The sequence below is a fragment of the Candidatus Gracilibacteria bacterium genome, from assembly GCA_010119145.1.
In the GTDB taxonomy this organism is placed as follows: domain Bacteria; phylum Patescibacteriota; class Gracilibacteria; order BD1-5; family UBA6164; genus JAACSU01.
The window spans coordinates 67,390-81,821 of record JAACSU010000007.1 but is presented as its reverse complement, the minus strand read 5'-3'; the positions used below and the strand labels follow the sequence as shown (position 1 = coordinate 81,821).

At 33.5% G+C, this 14,432-nt stretch carries 17 protein-coding genes; 1 reads left to right on the top strand and 16 read right to left on the bottom strand.

What is annotated here, in order from left to right:
• From GW846_00680 to GW846_00610, 15 genes are all read right to left on the bottom strand, one after another.
• The coding region (locus GW846_00680) for a hypothetical protein (protein NDK09279.1) at positions 1 to 621 on the bottom strand (621 nt) is incomplete at its 3' end.
• 5 nt (positions 622 to 626) lie between these two features.
• Positions 627 to 1,121 carry a hypothetical protein gene (locus GW846_00675; GenBank protein ID NDK09278.1) on the bottom strand — a complete coding sequence of 165 codons (495 nt, stop codon included), beginning with the start codon at positions 1,119 to 1,121 and terminating at the stop codon, positions 627 to 629.
• A gap of 124 nt (positions 1,122 to 1,245) precedes the next feature.
• Positions 1,246 to 3,024: a BspA family leucine-rich repeat surface protein gene (locus GW846_00670; protein NDK09277.1), complete on the bottom strand. Its 1,779-nt coding sequence runs from the start codon at positions 3,022 to 3,024 to the stop codon at positions 1,246 to 1,248.
• 79 nt (positions 3,025 to 3,103) lie between these two features.
• Positions 3,104 to 3,535: an ATP synthase F1 subunit epsilon gene (atpC, locus tag GW846_00665; GenBank protein ID NDK09276.1), complete on the bottom strand. Its 432-nt coding sequence runs from the start codon at positions 3,533 to 3,535 to the stop codon at positions 3,104 to 3,106.
• 20 nt (positions 3,536 to 3,555) lie between these two features.
• Positions 3,556 to 4,947 (bottom strand): F0F1 ATP synthase subunit beta, encoded by a 1,392-nt coding sequence (gene atpD, locus GW846_00660; GenBank protein ID NDK09275.1) that lies wholly within the window; start codon positions 4,945 to 4,947, stop codon positions 3,556 to 3,558.
• Between the two features lie 200 nt (positions 4,948 to 5,147).
• Positions 5,148 to 5,519, bottom strand: coding sequence for a hypothetical protein (locus tag GW846_00655; GenBank protein ID NDK09274.1), 372 nt, complete (start codon positions 5,517 to 5,519; stop codon positions 5,148 to 5,150).
• Between the two features lie 56 nt (positions 5,520 to 5,575).
• A complete protein-coding gene (gene atpG / locus GW846_00650; GenBank protein ID NDK09273.1) occupies positions 5,576 to 6,481 on the bottom strand; it encodes an ATP synthase F1 subunit gamma in 906 nt (301 codons plus the stop codon).
• A 15-nt stretch (positions 6,482 to 6,496) separates the two neighbouring features.
• The gene (locus GW846_00645) at positions 6,497 to 8,002 is read right to left on the bottom strand and encodes a F0F1 ATP synthase subunit alpha (protein NDK09272.1); all 1,506 of its coding nucleotides are present in this window, start codon (positions 8,000 to 8,002) and stop codon (positions 6,497 to 6,499) included.
• 100 nt (positions 8,003 to 8,102) lie between these two features.
• Positions 8,103 to 8,450 (bottom strand): hypothetical protein, encoded by a 348-nt coding sequence (locus GW846_00640; protein ID NDK09271.1) that lies wholly within the window; start codon positions 8,448 to 8,450, stop codon positions 8,103 to 8,105.
• 13 nt (positions 8,451 to 8,463) lie between these two features.
• On the bottom strand, positions 8,464 to 8,967 hold the full coding sequence (locus GW846_00635) for an ATP synthase F0 subunit B (protein NDK09270.1): 504 nt from the start codon (positions 8,965 to 8,967) through the stop codon (positions 8,464 to 8,466).
• 43 nt (positions 8,968 to 9,010) lie between these two features.
• On the bottom strand, positions 9,011 to 9,241 hold the full coding sequence (gene atpE / locus GW846_00630) for an ATP synthase F0 subunit C (protein NDK09269.1): 231 nt from the start codon (positions 9,239 to 9,241) through the stop codon (positions 9,011 to 9,013).
• Between the two features lie 70 nt (positions 9,242 to 9,311).
• Positions 9,312 to 10,160: a F0F1 ATP synthase subunit A gene (locus GW846_00625; GenBank protein NDK09268.1), complete on the bottom strand. Its 849-nt coding sequence runs from the start codon at positions 10,158 to 10,160 to the stop codon at positions 9,312 to 9,314.
• 270 nt (positions 10,161 to 10,430) lie between these two features.
• Positions 10,431 to 10,904 (bottom strand): hypothetical protein, encoded by a 474-nt coding sequence (locus tag GW846_00620; protein ID NDK09267.1) that lies wholly within the window; start codon positions 10,902 to 10,904, stop codon positions 10,431 to 10,433.
• Between the two features lie 13 nt (positions 10,905 to 10,917).
• Positions 10,918 to 11,361, bottom strand: coding sequence for an ATP synthase F0 subunit C (atpE, locus tag GW846_00615; protein ID NDK09266.1), 444 nt, complete (start codon positions 11,359 to 11,361; stop codon positions 10,918 to 10,920).
• A gap of 57 nt (positions 11,362 to 11,418) precedes the next feature.
• On the bottom strand, positions 11,419 to 12,264 hold the full coding sequence (locus GW846_00610) for a F0F1 ATP synthase subunit A (GenBank protein ID NDK09265.1): 846 nt from the start codon (positions 12,262 to 12,264) through the stop codon (positions 11,419 to 11,421).
• Between the two features lie 131 nt (positions 12,265 to 12,395).
• On the opposite strand from GW846_00610, the gene GW846_00605 reads away from it, so the two are divergent.
• Positions 12,396 to 12,797: a cyclic nucleotide-binding domain-containing protein gene (locus GW846_00605; protein NDK09264.1), complete on the top strand. Its 402-nt coding sequence runs from the start codon at positions 12,396 to 12,398 to the stop codon at positions 12,795 to 12,797.
• 60 nt (positions 12,798 to 12,857) lie between these two features.
• Here GW846_00605 and GW846_00600 read toward each other — a convergent pair whose 3' ends face one another.
• Positions 12,858 to 14,366 (bottom strand): prepilin-type N-terminal cleavage/methylation domain-containing protein, encoded by a 1,509-nt coding sequence (locus GW846_00600; protein NDK09263.1) that lies wholly within the window; start codon positions 14,364 to 14,366, stop codon positions 12,858 to 12,860.
• Positions 14,367 to 14,432: the final 66 nt, after the last annotated feature.

The window sequence follows — 14,432 nt, the reverse complement described above, 5'->3', positions numbered from 1 at the left end:
GTCTATGTCGTATTCGCTGCCTTGAAATTTATCGTAGTCGATGTCGTATTCGCTGCCTTGGAATTTATTGTAGTCTATATCATATTCACTGCCTTGAAATTTATCGTAGTCGATGTCGTATTCGCTGCCTTGGAATTTATCGTAGTCGATGTCGTATTCGCTGCCTTGGAATTTATCGTAGTCGATGTCGTATTCACTGCCTTGGAATTTATTGTAGTCGATGTTATTTTTACTCTTTTGAAAATCATCATAGTTAATATTATAACCTGATTCTTTAAAATTATCATAATCGATATCATATTTAGATTTTTGAAAATTATCATAATCTATCTTTGAACCGTTAGAGTTGAAGTTATTGTAATCAATATTATTTTGAGCAGCTTTCTGTGAATTATTATAATCAACGTTATATTTAGATTTTTGAAATTGATCATAATCAATGTTGTATCCAGCACTTTTAAAATTATTGTAATCAATGTTGTACTCTGACTCCTGAAAGTTATTATAATCAATATTATAATCGTTTTGTGGAGGGATAGAGTCATAGTTTACAACCGCGTGAACCATATACGATTGAGTAAGCAACATTCCAATAAGAGCGATATGTATTATTTTTTTCATAATTATTATTTTATATATATTCTTCAATTTTTAATAATTGGTAAATCTGGATTCACCCATGATGGCTGAGTAGTGTAATTTGTTTTTGTAAAACCGGAGCAATTTTTAGGGTAATAGCTGTCTTGGTTACTATATTCCTGATATTGAGAATTACTGTAACATAATCTAGTATCATTGTTCCTTCGTGTGTTTTCTGCTGCTGAATACATCCTGTTTCACTGAGATTTATAGTAATCATTTGCAAACACGTTTTTAGATGCTCTATTATACTTCCTAGTATAGGTGTTTGTCTTGCTATAAGGTGAAGAGGTATTGAGATATCACCCAGTTTTTCTAAGATTATAGGTATAACTCGCTTGTACTTCAAGAGATTCAATGTCAGGTGCTAGAGAGCGAGAAACTCAAGCACTTTTTCCAGTTACATGATATTCAAAAAGTCCTGCCTGTACTTGGGTCAGAAACAAAAATGTAAGTAAAAAAATCAAAAATATTTTTTTCATAAACTTGAATACAAGATATATTATATTTCTACTATACTAACTTATATTATTTGTCAAATATATAACAGCATAGTAAATACAATTTTCTTACAATAAAAAAACTGAGAATAATCTCAGTTTTCATTTACGGGCAAGTTCCCCATTGAGGTTGAATGGACGCATTATTCAAAAATCAAGAATGAGTATTTTCATCAAAGTTAGAAGGTTTAATAGCAACTTTAGTAACACACCAAGTTGAGAGGTTTTGAACAAAGCTTTGATTATTCCTAAAAGTCGCTCACATGTTAGTGATATTTGAAGTATTCCATCATGAAATATCTTGATTAAAATCACTTGGTCATTTAAAAGTTCCAAAAAGACTGGTTACATTTTGCATTTTCCAATTACTCAAGGGTTGATTAAACTTTGTGGCATTATCAAAGGTATAATTAACAGCCGAACTTCATGAAAAAGATACAGTGTCCCAGTTATTAAGTGGTTCATTAAATACTGAAGCTCCAGCAAACATACTTCAAATTCTATATACATTGGAAATATTCCAAGAATTTAAATTTTGGTTAAATACACTTGCACCTCGAAACATAGCTAGGAGAGAAGTAGCATTATTCATTTTCCAACTTCAAATATTTTGATTAAAGGCTTTAGCACCATCAAACATAAATTCAAAATTTACTCAACTTGAGGTATTCCAATACGAAATATCATTATTAAAAGTAAGATTTGATTGAAACACTTTTGAAAAATCTGTAATTTGACCAGTAAAGACTCAGTTTGGAAGAAAAGTTCGAAAAGTTGTACCTCACACTACGACTGCTGGATTCGTATTGTTTGTATCATAGGCTACAACTTGATTGAGTAATGATCTATCTACAATTAAAAGTCCATTACATCCGTCCCATGTACCAACGATTCAGATATTACTTGGGTTAAAACATTCTGTATCTACTACTGGAGGGCTTACAGTCTCTGAAGGAGTAGCTGAGTTAGCAATAAGTCACTGAGTATCTATTCCTGATTTGTTATGAAGTAAGATTCTTTCTACAAGCTGCACTTCTTTTCATGCTATAGTATTTCTAATAGAATCATACGTACGTTGTTGTCCTATATTAGAGTTTGTATAATACGAAACGATATTTTCTCATAAAATTTGTTTCGTATTTGAATTTGAAAGTGCCTGAAGTGGTCCACCAAACAGTAATGGTGCGGTCGTCCCTACAACAACTCAAGGAGTGAAGCTATTTCCATCTTTGAGAGTTTGGCCTTCTGGAAGTATATTTTCAAAATTTCAAGGGAGACTTTTAGAATTTTTGATTGAAAAACTTTGATTGGTGTATATTTGCTCTATTGTGACATCATTTATTTCACTCGTTATAATAGTAGGAACTCACAATATATAGACAAATTCTGATTGTTCCACAGCTACAATTTCTCTATTATAATTTCATACAACATTTACAAAAAAAGTGTTTGCAGCATTCGCTTTATTAATTCCAATATTATAGGCAGAGAATGGACTCTCACTAATAGCTCAGAGTTCGTATTCTTGACGCGTATTAGTTGTTGAATAGGCATAAGGAGAATTAAGAAGAGGATCTGTTGGAGTTTCTGAAATCCTTTGAACTGTATTTCTCGTATCGTCTCAAAATATTCATTGTTTCCATGCAAGTGATCATGAATATGTGACTTCAATAAAATCTGTAGGTTCAGGGTAATATCATTCTGTTGTTTGAAAAAATTCTAATGCCCGTTGAATAGTAGCCAGATCACTTATACGAGTAGATTCTCGAGCGCTCAGAGAGTATCATTGCAGAGATATGAAACCTATGGTTCCAAGAATCGCAAGAATCGTTATCACGACAATTAATTCTACGAGTGTAAAGGCTTGCTTTGTAAGTTTAAACATAAAAAATCCTTATAAATAATATGTATATTTATAAGGATTAAGAAGCTTCTTGCAAGTGGATGAGATTGACTAAATAATATTAACGTTTTAAATCGTATAATTTCAATTGAGCGATAGATTTAAGGAGCATATCTTCTGCTTCGATAAATTTCTCCATATCAACTTGATCTTTTGAATGTTTATATTTTTCCATCAGTTCGATAGCTCTTTGTTTTGCAATTTCAGCTTGATCAAGATCTACTTCTTCAACATCAATGAGCATATCTGCCATGATTTTCACACTTGAATTGTGAACCTCGATTACTCCAGAACCTACAGCAAAGTCTTCTCGTTGACTCATACCGTTTTCATCTTTAAAAACTGTATATAAGACACATGGTTCTATAGATGCTATCATAGGACTATGTCTATTAAGAACTGTTATCTCTCAAGATTTCGTCATAATTGTGACAGAAAGTACAGTATCATGTGAGAAACTCTCTCCAGAAAATGAAAGGACTTTTAATTTCATAAGTTTGATTTGGGTATGAATTATTTTTTACTTGCTTCAAATGCGTTCATAACTGCATCACTTGATTCTTTATACATAAAGAAACTTTCTGGTATGTGATCCATTTCACCATCTATAATTTTCTTAAACCCTGTAATAGTATCAGAGAGTTTAGCATATACTCCTGGAGTTCCAGTAAATTGTTCAGCTACGAAAAATGGTTGAGAAAGAAATTTTTGAATTCTTCTTGCTCTTCAAACTGTTCTTTTATCTTCTTCAGAGAGTTCATCCATACCAAGAATGGCAATAATATCTTGAAGTTCTTTATATTTTTGAAGTATTTTTTGTACATTTCGAGCAACATCGTAATGTTCTTGACCTACAACATTTGGATCAAGTACTGTAGAAGTACTATCAAGTGGATCAACGGCTGGGTAGATACCAAGTTCAGCAATAGAACGATTGAGTACAACAGTAGAATCTAAATGCGAAAATGTAGTAGCAGGAGCTGGATCTGTGAGATCATCAGCTGGAACATATACTGCTTGAACTGAAGTAATAGAACCATCTTTTGTTGATGTAATTCTTTCTTGAAGCGCTCCCATATCTGTAGCAAGAGTTGGTTGATACCCTACTGCTGAAGGTATTCGACCGAGAAGTGCTGAAATTTCTGAACCTGCTTGCGTAAATCTGAATATATTATCTACGAAAAATAGAACATCCTTTTTTTCTCTATCTCTGAAATGCTCAGCCATAGTAAGACCTGTAAGAGCTACTCTTGCTCTTGGTCCTGGAGCTTCGTTCATTTGACCAAATACCATCGCAGTTTTTGCAAGTACTCCTGCTTCTTTCATTTCATGGTATAAGTCATTTCATTCTCGAGTTCGTTCCCCTACTCAGGCAAATACTGAGTACCCTCCATGACCTTGAGCGATATTATTGATAAGCTCTTGGATAATAACTGTTTTCCCTACTCATGCACCTCCAAAGAGTCCTACCTTTCCTCATTTAAGCATAGGAGCAATAAGGTCAATAACCTTGATTCCAGTTTCAAACACCTCAGCTTGATTTGAAAGGTCAGCAAACTTTGGAGCTGATCTGTGAATTGGATCTGTAAACTCTGTTTTAGGAGCTTCCATATGATCGATAGGATCACCCAGTACATTAAACATTCTTCAAAGAACTTGTTCTCCAACTGGAACTGTTATAGCTCTCCCAGTTGCTTCGACTTCAAGTCCTCTTTGGAGTCCTTCAACTGAACCCATAGAGATAGTTCGCACAACACCGTCACCAAGTTGTTGTTGTACTTCTAGAACGAGTCTTGAGCTATGTCCCTTCACTTCAAGAGCATCGTAAATTGCTGGAACAAATCCTCAGTCAAATTTAACATCGATTACGACTCCGATTATTTTTGTAATTACACCTGTATTCATAATGAATATTTTTGTTTAGATTCTAAAAATTTTATCTTGTTTTTTTCGGAAGAATGTTATGTAGTATTCTGGCTACAATGATTGGTAGTTTCTCCAGAATTACTGATACGAACTTGGGAATTCGTATGTACATTGCTTTGTTCAAACGTTCAAACAAAAGAAATTTTTCTTTTACTTGAGGATTTGAAGAAATCCTGAGATTATTTAATCTCTTTATCTACATATATTTTTATATCTTCATCTTCGTCTTCATCTAAAACTGATGAAGAATCTTTTGTTTTTTTAACTTTTGCCTGAACGACCACTACGTCAGATTCTTTTTTACTAAGTCCAATGTAGAAGTATTTTCTTCAAATGAGTGATACTACGAGAACGAGGAGGAGTATAAAGTATTGAATTTTATTAAAAAGTTCAACATTTTCAGGAAGACTTGGATCAGGAACCGTTCCTCAAAATACTGAAATCACAAGAGGAAATATGATAGAAAAAATAACTGAAATAACAAGCACATAGAGTATGTATAATACAATATTTATGATTATTTTCACTACTAGGGGTAAATCTCTCATCATTTGATATTTAAAAATTAAACTTTTTAAACTCTACTCTGTTTCATAATTTTGTCAATCTAGGTATCTTTAAGTGCCTCCACTCAAGCTACAATTTCTGATACTTCCCGAGTAATAAGTCCTTGTCTTGCTTTGTTGTAAGCAAGTGTAAGCATGTCAGCGATTTTTTTAGAGTTATCTTTTGCAGCCTTCATGGCAACCATTCGAGCTGAATGTTCTGATGCCTTTGATTCGAGAACAATATCATAAAACATCATATCAAGTATCATTGGAATCACGTCCATCGCAATAGCTTCCATTGATGGTTCTATGATATAGTCTGTAACGTCATGTTCTATTTCTCTCAGTGCTTCTGGATCATTTACTACATCTTCTAGATATTTTTTTACGGCTGCATCATCAATAGGAAGAAACTCTCGTGCTATTGGTACTTGCTTTATAGAGTTTACATAATAGTTATAAAATATAACTACTTTTCCGTATTCCCCACTCAAGTATTTTTCATAAATGAGTCGAGTCACTGATTTAATAAAAAGTGGATCAATATTATCTGTAAATTCTGGAGAAAAGTCTGCAAGAAGTGTGTTCCCAGTTCGTGCAACAAAAGCTGAGGCTTTTTTCCCAAGCGTTATATACTCAAGATTTTGATCAGGATTTTCTTTGACGTACTCATTTACTTTCTTCAGTACATTTACATTGTACCCACCACAAAGTCCTTTGTTTGAAGTAATAACTATTGCGAGAGTTTTTTTACTTTCAAATTTTGAAAAATATGGAAAATCATGGAGAAATTCTTCAATTCTTCCAAAAATTTTCAACATCTCAAGCACGAAATCTTTCTTAGAAAGAGCGAGTTCTTGAGCTTTTTTCATCTTTACTGTTGAAATAAGCTCCATCGCTTTCGTGATTTTAGCAGTATTTTGAATACTTCCGATTTTACGTTTTATCTCTTTAGCGTTTGACATAAGATGAGATAGTTTTTATTTATTAAGTTCTACTACTTTTTCAATGATTTTAATAAGTTTTGCTTCCGTGTCTTCTGATATATTTTTTTCGTCCGTAATTGCCTTAAGTACAGTTTTTTCCTCATCAAGTGAAGCATGTAAATCAGCTTCAAACTTCAGTACTTTTTCTACTGGAATAGTATCAAGGAATCCTTTTCAACCAGCATAGAGAGCTGCAACTTGTTTAGGAACTGGAACAGGAGCATTGAGTCCTTGTTTGAGTAACTCCATCATTCTTGCCCCTCTATCAAGTTGTTTTCGAGTTGCTTCATCAAGATCTGAAGCAAATTGAGAAAATGCTGCAAGTTCTCGGTATTGAGCAAGGTCAAGTTTGAGAGTCCCTGAGTTTTTCTTCATAGCTTTCATTTGAGCTGATCCTCAAACTCGAGAAACAGAGAGACCAACTGAGATAGCCGGTTTTTGTCATGAGTTGAAGAGATTGGTATCAAGAAATATCTGCCCATCAGTAATAGAGATTACATTGGTAGGAATATACGCTGATACATCACCTGCTTGTGTTTCAATAATTGGGAGAGCAGTCATAGAACCACCTCCTAGTTCATCGTTAAGTTTTGCTGATCGTTCTAGAAGTCTAGAGTGAAGAAAGAATACATCACCAGGATAAGCTTCTCGACCTGGTGGACGTCTAAGAAGAAGAGACATTTCTCTATAAGCTACTGCTTGTTTTGAAAGGTCATCATAGATAATAAGAGAATGCTTTCCATTGAACATGAAATACTCAGCCATCGCGCACCCAGTATACGGAGCAAGATATTGCATAGCAGCTGGTTCAGAAGCTCATGCAGAAACTACGATTGTATAATCCATCGCTCCAGCTTTTCGAAGATTTTCAACGATTCGTGAAACCTTCCCTTCTTTTTGACCGATAGCAACATACACACATGTAATTCCTTGTCCTTTTTGATTGAGGATAGTATCAATTGCAACTTGAGTTTTCCCAACTTGTCTGTCACCGATAATAAGCTCTCTTTGACCTCGACCAATAGGCACAAGCGCGTCAATAGCCTTGATACCTGTTTCCATAGGTTCGTGAACTGATTTTCGAGCCATTACTCATTCTGCTTGTCTCTCAACTGGGTACATTTCTTTCGCTTTTACTTCTCCGAGACCATCAATAGGACGACCAAGTGCATCAACTACTCGACCAATCATTTCTGGACCAACAGGTACTTCAAGAGTTTTTCCACTTGTTTTAACTGTTTCACCTTCTTTTATTTTTTGAAAACCAGAAAGAACAACAACTCAAACGTAATGATCCTCAAGATTGAGAGCTACTCAGATTGCTCCACTTTCGAATTCTAGAACTTCATTGTATGATGCTTTTGCGAGGCCTGAAACCTTAGCAACACCATCTCAAAGATAAAATACTTCACCGACATTTTCGATTTCTGGATTCAGATTTGTAGAGTCTATTTTTGTCTCAATTTCTGAAATAATTGACTGCAATACATCGTTTGACATATATTTTTTTAGATTAAAGTATAATGTTTATCTATTTTCCTCACACACAAGAATCCCAAAAGTGAGAATATTGTGCGTAAGGAAAATACGCTTTGAATTTTTATTTTTGTAAGAGTCTTTCAACCTTTGTGAAACTGATATCTACCATATTGTCATCCACAAAAACTTTCATACCTCCTTTCATAGATTCTTTTGCTTCAAATTGAACTTCCTCTCTTTTAGGAGACGAATTGAAACTTTTTTTAAATACTACTTGAGCTTGTTCCCAAGCAGCATCTTCCCCAAATGCTGGAAAATATTCAACTACAAAATTCTTTGATCCAGTTATTTGTCTTTGGAATAAATCTCTTCCTCGATGACCTAGTTTCTTACTCATATCTGAGTAGGTTTTTAGGTTTCATAGGAGAACTTTCATTTCAGGCAAGCTAAGTGCGTCTATATTTTTCATTGAGAAGTATTTTTTAGAGAGAATCTATATTTTTTTCGATAAAGTCTTTTGACACTTTTGAGTCTTTAAAAAGTTTCTCATTGAGTCTCAAGGTCATATCTACCACATTTTTCTTAATTTGAGACAACATAGATTGTCTCTCTTTTTCGATTTGAGAATGAGCAAGCGTAATTGATTCTTGAGCTTGTGTTTGAGCCTCAAGTAAAATTGCATCCTTTTTACTCTTTGCAAGTGACTCAGCTTCCTCAATAACACTATTTCATTTAAAACGTGCTTTTTCGAGAAGTTCATCTCCTTGTTTTCTCTTTTCTTCAAGAATAGACTCAGCATTGTTGTAGTCTTCTTGAACTTTTTTTTGTTTTGCTTCCCATTCATCAAGATATGCAAGATACGGACGGAATACAAATTTATTTAACACCCATAAAACAATAAGGATGATGATAAATTGAATCACAAAAGTCTCTACCGTTACAAACTGTAAATTAGTAAGTCATGTATTTTCTGCTGGAGTAGCCATATATTAAATAGGTTCTAAGTCTATAAAGTCTCTGTTTGTTCTATTATAGTACGAAACCGATAATAAATGCAATTACAAGAGCGTAGATTGCAACTGCTTCTGCAAAGGCAATAGCGAGAATTGCAAGTGATTGGATTTTTCCTGAAGCTTCAGGGTTTCTTCCAAGAGCTTCAAGTGCTCCTTTCCCGATTAGACCAATACCGATTGCAGGACCAAATGATCCAAGACCAATAGCTAAAGCCATAGCTAACATTTTCATTCCTTCTGTTTCCATAGTTCAATTATAATAAAAATTAAAATGGCATTCTCTCAAAATATATTTAAGAAAATGAATACCTTAATTTTTAGTGGTGTTCCGCTGATTGCTTAAAGTATGCTATCATCAGAAATGCAAATACAATTGCTTGTATAAGCGCAACGAATACCTCAAAGAACCAAAATGGTATAGCAAGCAATCTCCCAGCTTCAAAAAACACACTTGTTGCTGAAGCCATAAGATAACTTATAACTCAAATAAGCACAATACCTGCAAATATATTCCCAAAGAGTCTCAGTGAGAGTGATGCAAGAGTTGCAGGAAGTCCAAGGAAATGCAACCAACCTACAAATACATTAATGAGCTTCATTCCAATATTATCTCATTTAAAATTCCAAAGATATGACTTCGTCATTCCAACAGCCCCTTGAGAACGAACCTGAATCACGAGCATGAGTACCACTGTAATAAGCGAGAGAACAAGAGTAGTATTGAGATCACTGTGCATAGGTCTCATATACGTGAGAAGTGTTGGTGTCACTGACATACCAAACCAATCTATAATAAGTCCAAAGAGATTCCCGAAGAGAATAATTGAGAACATCCCAACTATAAGTGCATAATATTTACGAGATTCTTTTTTTGTAGAAAATGATTCTCTCATCTGATCATCAAAGAATTTTACAAAGTGAAGAAAAAATGTTTTAAGTTTTGAATCCTTATTTGTTTTAAGTGCTTTATTAGCTAGGAGAGAAACAACAATAACAATAAGAAGGAATATAAACGTTGTTATACTCGTATTTGAGATTGGTCCATATACCTGCTCTCCTTGAATAAGGGGTATATGTGGTCCTTCTGCATGCTCAGTTCCTGTTGCATCATGAAGTTCTGCATCAGTAATGTCATATGAGTTATTTGTTTGATTCTCTGTTGTCATTGATAGGTGAAATTGTTTGTATATCTTGTAATAATTTTCATGCTTTGAAGTACATTATCAAGCCCAAAACAGGGAGAGAAAAACAGATACTTATGAGTCTCATAAGGTTGCCAGTGCCAAAAAGCGCGTCGAGTATAAGTCAAATAAGATAAAAAGCAAGTAAATTACCCAAAATTATGATGTTGATTTTTAACAGGACTCAGAGCATAAAAAATAGACTCAAAAAATAATTTTAAGTCTATTGTATATAAGAATATATAATGTCTAATTTTAAGTATTCATTTTTTTAATTTCTTCAGAGATATATTCTCTGTTGGCCTCATTTTTTCCAAACATCTTTTCATTGAGTTTCAGAGATACATCGAGAATATGAGATTTCATTTGCACGAGCATACTCCTTCGCTCTTTTTCTACTTCGCGTTTTCATCACTCTAAAATACTGAGTGCTTGTTTATGTGCGATAGAGATGATATTTTTAGCTTTTTGGTCTACTATTATCTCTGATTCACGCATAAGTTCTGCAGTCGTTTTTCTCGCTCCATCAAGTAGTTCTTGTTTATGTTGTCTCGCAAGTGACATTTTTTGCTCATAGTGTTCCTCTGCTGTTCTGAGTTTTTCAAGCTGTATTTTTCTTTGCTCAATATTTTGTGTAAGTTTTTTCCCAATAAAATAATGAAATACTGCAAGAAGTATCCCAAAATTTATTATCTGAGCAAGGACGATGTAGATATCTATATCTGGCATTTGAAATGTATATTTATCCTATAAGTTTAAGTGCAACTGTGAGTCCGTAAATAGCAGAAGTTTCTACCAATGCTGCAAATAATACCATATATTGAAGTATCTGATTTTTATTTTCAGGATTTCTATTTACTGCTTCAAGAGCTTTTGCTAGAAGCATCCCCTCTCAAAGACCAGCTCCAAAACCAGTAAGACCAATTACGAGTCCAGCACCAATAAGATTTGCATCTCAGGCTGTTGATCCAATAATTGAAAATGCTACAACGAGACCATAGATAACTGCAGTTTCTACGAGCGCGATACCAAGTACTGTAAAAATCATCATCGTTCCAGAGAGTCTCGGTGACTTCCCCATCATTTCAAGTGAAGTTCGTGCGAGTGCTGCTTCCCCCAGTGCAACTCCGAGACCAGATAGTCAAACAGCAAGTGCTGCTCACATTGACATAGCTGAAATATCCATATTTTTATTTTAATAACTATAATAATAGAGTAACATATCTCTTTATTGAGCACAAAATTACTGACTTGCCTCTAACTGACTTACTCGTATAAATATAGCTACCAATAGTGCAAACACCATTGCTTGTATACAAGCTACCAATGTACTTTGTGCGTAGAGAATCAGGGGAAAAATGACAGGAAAATTTATTCCTCCCATAAATGTACTTATTTTTTGAGTGAAATCATTGAGCGCTCAAAATAGGAGTATCAGTAATACTCATCCAGAAGCTATATTTCCAAAGAGACGAAATGAAAGTGATACTACTTTTGCAAAGAGACCAACGATATCTAAAAAAGAAAGAAAAAGTGATAATACAATATCAAAGAATTTTACAAGTGGATAGAATATAAGATACATTTTTGCATTTTTTTTGCCAGCTGTATAAGATAGGTATCATTTCCCAAATATAGGCACATAACTATATATAGCTTTTTTGAAACCAAAATGTGAAAACTGAACTCATAATAAAAGAATCATACTCACCAGTGCAACTGCGAGATTAAAACTCAAGTCAGCACTTGGAGTCTGAAAATATTGACTGAGAACAAATTCTCACTCAGGGGAAAATCCTAAAATAGGAGCTATAAAATCTGACACTACTCCTAAAAGATTGATAATAAGCAGCAAAAAAAACAAGCTTACAATATAAGGAAGTATTTTTTTAGACTCTTTTCCTACGATTTCCTCAAAAAAAATATAGCCTTTTTCAAAAATAAGTTCTAGAGTAATACTTATTTTAGATTGTGGAGAATATGATAATACGAAACAAATAATTATCAGTAAAATAAAAGTTGTATACACTCATATCATACTCGGTGAGAGAAGAAACAGTAAAACCTGATGTAATAATACTTGGCTCAAGTAAATAATATTATTTATATATATGTTATTTATTTTAGCATATAAAAAAAAGAGATGCAAAATTTGAACGATTTAAGATTATGTAGTATGCTAGAACTAATGTTTATTTTCCTATCTCAAAAACACACACAATGGACTTATTTAAAAATACAAAAAAATTGAAAATATTTGATGGCATCACTGACGAAGTAGTTCAAGAAATAATTAATAATTCAGAACGTACATCATTTGCTGCCTGAGAAATAATTATGGAACAATGAGATATACCAGATGGAAATGGGTATATTATAGAATCAGGAGAAGTAGAAGTATTTATTCATTGAGAAATGAGTGCTCACCTCTCTGCGGGAGATATATTTTGAGAAATAGCACTGCTCAATGAAGAAGAGAGAAGTGCTACTATCATCTCAAAAAGTCCAGTAAATACAATAGTACTCAATCAAGATACGCTTTTTTCTATGATAGAACACGATGATAACTCTATTAATAAAGAAATAATGCGTAGAATGGAAGCTAACTTATGAGCTGAGTAGTTCTATAAATAAATATATAAAAAAAAGACTCTCACTCAGGAGTCTTTTTTCTTTTTTACTTTATTTATATTGGGCACATCTAAATCATACAAATCCTTGAGAATCATTATAGGAATCAAGGGCTGTATATCTATCAAAGTCTATTGAATATATTCAAGTAAAAGTCCTATCGGAAGCCGTTGCTCATCTCATAAATCTGTTTCATGCTATTCAGTCTCACCTGTATACGGTTCACATACCATTTGCAGTTCCATAGAGAAACGCTGATCCATACTTTTTCATATCTGCAGTATCATATATTCCATCTGTATCAAAACTTGTTGAAGGTGATGTACCAGCCATTACAGTTTGTCACAAATTAAAATTAGTTCCTTCAACACTTGAATCCTTGTTTACTTCTTCCCATAGGTTTCAAGCCATATCCCATACAGTTTTTCCATTAGATAAGCTATGTGATTTACGAGAATTACAGAGTTCATTTGCAATCTTACCTGTCCTTGTCCCTCTGACTCGTGGTTCAGTGACTCACCCTGTTATACCACATCAAGTCGTCAGATCATCTGAGACTCCATTGTAAATAAATCATTGACCTACTTTTCAGCTGGACCAATTGGTTCACACAGATTCTATATTTCTAGCAATAGTCATCCATTCATTATCATTTATGAGATGATATCATGTTCAAAGTGTTTTACATGCTCGTATAGCGCTCTCTTGACTAATATCAGCTATCGGATATTTTCAAGACTTTGATACGAGTTTTTTTCAAGGTATATATGCTACGGAGTTAGAACCTGAATTTGATTTTACAGAGTTGGGAGTATCAGCATCAGCATAACTCATTTCAAACTGAGCGACACAAAATCACGATGTGTTAAATTCCTTATTTCCTGGCACACCAATAAATCAAACATCACAAGCAGGAGTGTCAGTTCAAAGTCGAGCATTTGTGAGAGCATACAGCGTATATCAGCTGGCAGTGAAAACGTCGTTATTTCAAAAATTGAGAGTATAATTGATAGTACTCGTAGCTAAATCTAATTGTCATCCTAATGAACTAATTTCCTGAATTGGAATATTTGATTCTCATTGAGTTACGATTCAAAGTTTTTTTCAGTATAACTTCAAGAATCTATCGGAATAATCTACAGCATTTGTAATATTTTGTACACTTGATGAGAGATTGCTATTTTCTTCAAAATAACTTAATAATTGAAATCCTCTTCGAGATGTATCAACGTAGTAAGTAAAAAATAAATCATCCTTTGGGTCTTTTCCTCCATTTGTATAATCTATAGTTTCAAGGGCATCAGATCAAAGGTATCACTGATATCAAATAACACTTCAAGATAGTAATACATTCACACTATCATCAGGAATCGGGAGATTTTTATTTGTTGAATAAACTTGTAGTGAATCAGAAATTTTTACGACCTGTGAAATCCTATTTGAGTCTCTCGCTCAAGTGAGATAGTTTGAATACGATACAAATCATACCGTAGAAAGGATTCATATAATAGTTATTACAACTATAAGTTCTACCAATGTAAATCAAAATTTTTGATTCATGAAAATAAAAATAAAAATATAAATTACTTATTTATTAATCTATTATAGTAATTATTAGAACATATA